Here is a 4061-nt window from a genome sequence, read left to right on the forward strand (position 1 = left end):
ACCGTCACCCGCAGCCAGGGCGAGGCGGCAAAGCGCTCCAGCCCCAGGGCCGCCCGGGTCATGGACTGGCCATGCACCGCCCGCGCCGCCGTGCCCTTGCCCTGCACGATCACCGTGACCACCGCCGAACTCTCCACCACCACCTGCCCGTTCTCCAGCCGGATGTCGCGCAATTCCGGCCCCTGGCTGCTGTAGAACGCCCCGGCCTTCAGCGCGGCCAGCAAGGCTTCGGGCCGGTTCTCCGGCGCCTTCACCATCACCCAACCGCCGAAATGGTCCGGCTCGGTGAAATGGGCGTCATCGGTGGCGATCAGCGTCAGGTCGCGCCCCTCGGTCAGCAGCAGATCGGCGATGGCGAAACCATCGGGCCGGTCGCATCCCGTGGCGCAGCCGTGATTATAGACCTCGACCGCATGGGCCGCCGGAATGGCGCGCGCATCGGCCAGGGTCAGGCCAGACCATTGCGGATGGGCGATGGCCACAAAGGCCCCGGCCGCCACGGCCCGCGCGGCGATCTCGGCGCCGCTCTCCATTCCCGGATGCACCCGGAAATCCGGCGCGGCGGGCGGGATGAAATCTGCGGGCAATCCGACCGCCAGCAGATGCCACAGCTCGCCATTCGCCATCGCCCCGGAATGCAGTTCGGCCCCCAGAAGCGTGGTGAAGCCCGGCGCGCGAAAGGGCACGGTATCCACGATGGGATAGCCATATTGCCCGATGAAATGATCGGTCAGCGCCAGAAAGTCATAGCCCTCGGCGCGGTAGCGACGGCAGACCTCCTCGGGCGGCAAGGCCCCGTCGGAGCGGGTGGAATGCGTATGCAGATTGCCGCGCCAGAACCGGCCCGGCGCGGTGAACGCAATGGGGCGCATGTGAACCTCCGCTTTGGGGACAGGCTAGCCGCCCGGAGCGCGTGCTGGCAAGGGCGAAGGGGGCTCCCGCCCCCGTCTCCTGCGGAGACTCCCCCGGGGATATTTTTGAACAGAAAATGGCAAGACTCCCGGCACTGCTTCAGGTTCTGTTTGGTCCGGGAACCAAGGGACGACGGGGCAGGCAACCGCCGCTGCTGCGGCGGCGGGGTGCGCGGTGAGGCGGGGCGCGCAGTCAGGCGACCCGCGCCCCCTTCACCCAGGTGCCTCGCAAGAGCGCCGCCGCGCCATGGCGGCGAAAGCGGATCAGGTCGGCGCGCAATCCGGGGACAAGACGGCCACGGTCGGCAAGGCCCGTGGCCTCGGCAGGGGCTGCGGTCACCGTCGCCAACCCGCGCGCCGGATCGCCCCACAGATCCCCCAGCCGCAAGGCCGCCGCCAGCAGGCCCGAGGGGATGTAATCCGACGAAAGAAGATCGAGGCAGCCCGCCACGGCCAGCGTTTCGGCGGCGACATTACCGGAATGCGAGCCGCCCCGGATCAGGTTCGGCGCCCCCATCATCACCTTGATCCCCGCCGCGCGGCAGGCCTGTGCTGCCTCAAGGGTGGTGGGAAATTCGGCAAAGCTGGCACCATGCCGGGCCGAGGCCGCGACATCCGCCGCTGTGGTGTCGTCATGGCTGGCCAGATGCGCCCCAAGGCACTGCGCCGCCGCCACCGCCGCCGCCTCATGCACCGCGCCCAGCCGGTCAAAGATCGCCCGGCGCTCGGTGACATGGGCCTCGAATTCGGCCTCGGAAAAGCCGTGCTTGCCCGCAAGATAGTGGCGCAGCTGCGCAAGATCGCGGAACTGGCGCTGGCCGGGCGTGTGATCCATCAGGCTGAGGATACCAACCTGATCACCGGGGCCAAAGCGTGCCAGCTCCTCGATCAGGGTTTCCGAGCAGATCTCGGCCCGCAGATGCAGGCGGTGGCTGATCTTCAGCACCCCCGCCGCCCGCAGACCCAGCAGCACATCGGCCAGCCCCCGCGCATATTCGGCATAATTGCCCTTGGTGCGCGAGGGCAGCGAGCCGACCCGCAGCGCATCGAACACCGTGGTGATGCCGCAACCCGCAAGCTCGGCATCATGGGCGAGGATCGCGGCCTCCTGCGGCCATTTCACCTTGGGGCGCGGCTCGATATGGCGCTCCAGATTGTCGGTATGCAGCTCGATCAGCCCCGGCGCCAGCCAGTCGCCGCCGCAATCCAGCGCGCCCGCCGGCACCGCCCCGCCCTCGCGGATCTCGACGATCCGCCCCGCCTCCACCACCAGCGCCCCGCGCTGCACGCGGTCTGGCAGCACCAGCTCGCCATTGGCGAAGACCTGCATCACAGCCATTTCTTCCATTTGAAAAACGCCCAGCTCAGTGCCGCCGAGGCCAGCATCATGACCAGCGCCGCCGGATAGCCCCAGCGTTGCGCCAATTCCGGCATCACCGCAAAGTTCATCCCGTAGATCGAGGCGATCAGCGTGGGCGGCAGGAACAGCACCGACACGACCGACACGATGCGCACCGTGGCATTCTGCGCCAGATCAATCATCCCCAGCGTCGCATCCGAGGTCAGCGCCAGCCGCGCGCCCAGAAAATCGGCATGCACTTCCAGCGCTTGCAGATCGCGGGTCTGGGTGGTGGCCACATCGGCCAGGGGGCGCAGCGCGGGCAAGGGCTGCACAAAGCCGATGGCGCGGGCCAGCGTCAGCAGCGACAGGCGCAGCCGCGACAGCATCTCGCCCTCGCGCCCCACCCGTTGCAGGCTGACCTGCAAGCGTTCCTGCGTGCGCCGCGCCGGATCTGCGGCATAGATCGTGGTCGACACCGTATCGAGGCCCCGCCCGATCTCTTCCAGATGATCGGCCAGCCGCCCGGTGATCTCCTCGGTCAGACCCAGAAAGATCGCGGCCGGGCTGCCGGTTCCGGCGGCGCTGCGATCGGCGCGGGGGGCGAAGGTCTCGAAAGGGCGCGGGTTGTGATGGCGCACCGTCACCAGCCGGGCGGGCGACAGCAGAAAGCTGACCGGGCCGCTGATCCGCGCCTCGCCTTCGGTCTGGCCGGTCAGCACCACCGTCATCACATGAGTGTCCCCCTCGTGATAAAGCCGGTTCGACAGCTCGATCTCCTCCATATCCGCCAGCGTCGGCACTTCGACGCCAAGCGCGGCAAGGCTTGCGACCTCGGCCGCATCGGGCCGATACAGGTCGATCCAGATCGCGCTCTCCAAAGCGGCGCCGGGCAGCAGGCGCTCTCCCGAGACGGCATAGGCGGTCAACATCCGGCACCTCTTTCGCAACTTCTCTGGCCCCTTTTGCCGGAAAAGCATGGCCAGCGACAGAGGGGGCGCACCAAAGCCGCGCCCTGCCCTTGCGCCACCCTTACCCTTGCCCTCGCGGCGCCTATATCGCATGAACAGCATGCGCCGACAGGAAAGCCGAGAGCCGATGACCGATACCCCCCTCACCGCCCCGCCGGGCGCCCCGGCCCGCGCCTTCCGCGATGCGCTTGGCCGCTTTGCCACCGGGGTGACGCTGGTCACCACCGAGGCGCCGCAAGGGCCGGTCGGCTTTGTCGCCAACAGCTTTGCCTCGGTCTCGCTGGACCCGCCGCTGGTGCTGTGGTCGCCCGCCCGGGCCTCGGCCCGCTTCCCGCTGTTCCGCGATGCGCGCCATTATGCCATTCACGTGCTGGCGGTGACGCAGTTCGACCTGATCGCCCGTTTCACCCGGCAGGGCGCCGGGTTTGAGGGTCTGGCTCATGGCCGCAATGCCCAGGGCGCGCCGGTGCTGGAGGGGGCGCTGGCGCGGTTCGACTGCGAGCAGATCGCCAGCCATGATGGTGGCGATCACCTGGTCATTCTGGGCCGCGTGCTGGGGTTCGACCTGCAAGAGGGGGCGCCGCTGGTGTTCAGCCAGGGTGCCTATGGCGGCTTTACCCAGGCGGGCTGAGGCGGCCATTGGCAAAGCCTGCCCCTGCACATATTCTGATATGACAGCGCCGCAAGGCGCGATCCGCCCCGCTGCTTCTCAGGTGCCGCATGCCCAAACCGCTTTCTGCCGATGGTGACGACTGCACGGTGATGCCTCCCGACCAGATGCCCCCCGATGTGATGCCCGCCGATCAGATGCTGATGCGGGCCACCGCTGCCGCCGCCTTT

4 protein-coding genes are annotated in these 4061 nt (G+C 68.6%); 1 reads left to right on the forward strand and 3 read right to left on the reverse strand.

Going from position 1 to position 4061, the window contains the following annotated elements; translation table 11 throughout:
- The 3 genes from JNN06_RS16295 to JNN06_RS16305 form a co-directional block, all read right to left on the reverse strand.
- On the reverse strand, positions 1–872 hold an 872-nt coding region (locus tag JNN06_RS16295; protein ID WP_291240646.1), incomplete at its 3' end, for a PHP domain-containing protein.
- A 232-nt stretch (positions 873–1104) separates the two neighbouring features.
- Complete coding sequence (locus JNN06_RS16300; protein ID WP_291240647.1) at positions 1105–2259, reverse strand: alpha-D-ribose 1-methylphosphonate 5-triphosphate diphosphatase; 1155 nt, start codon at positions 2257–2259, stop codon at positions 1105–1107.
- Entirely contained in the window at positions 2241–3182 is a 942-nt protein-coding gene (locus JNN06_RS16305) for a CorA family divalent cation transporter (protein WP_291240648.1), read from the reverse strand. The genes JNN06_RS16300 and JNN06_RS16305 overlap by 19 nt, the downstream gene beginning before the upstream one ends.
- Before the next feature lie 166 nt (positions 3183–3348).
- Here JNN06_RS16305 and JNN06_RS16310 point away from each other — a divergent pair, with 166 nt between their 5' ends.
- Positions 3349–3852, forward strand: coding sequence for a flavin reductase family protein (locus JNN06_RS16310; RefSeq protein WP_291240649.1), 504 nt, complete (start codon positions 3349–3351; stop codon positions 3850–3852).
- The last annotated feature ends 209 nt before the right edge of the window (positions 3853–4061 follow it).

Source organism: Gemmobacter sp., assembly GCF_016792925.1.
In the GTDB taxonomy this organism is placed as follows: Bacteria; Pseudomonadota; Alphaproteobacteria; order Rhodobacterales; family Rhodobacteraceae; genus Gemmobacter.